We start from the raw sequence: 251 nt of genomic DNA on the forward strand, positions 1-251 counted from the left end.
GGGCGACGTCGTGATTGCCGACAATGTTCGCTTCCACAAAAGCGAAAAGGCCGAAAATCTCATCAGACAAAAAGGTGCCTGGCTGCTCTTTCTACCTGCGTACTCGCCCGATCTGAATCCGATCGAAATGGCCTTCTCGAAACTCAAGACGCTCCTACGAAAGAAAGCCGCAAGGAGTTTCGACGCAATATCAAATGCCCTGAGCGACATCTGTGCACTGTTCCCCGTCGAAGAATGTCGAAACTACTTCA

Annotated in this window: 1 protein-coding gene; it reads left to right on the plus strand. The window is 50.6% G+C overall.

Annotated features, from left to right (window positions below):
* Positions 1 to 251, plus strand: a 251-nt coding sequence (locus tag IB244_RS32710) for a transposase (RefSeq protein WP_246734822.1), incomplete at both ends; no start/stop codon positions are given.

This window comes from Rhizobium sp. RHZ02, from assembly GCF_014851575.1.
Classification (GTDB): domain Bacteria; phylum Pseudomonadota; class Alphaproteobacteria; order Rhizobiales; family Rhizobiaceae; genus Rhizobium; species Rhizobium altiplani.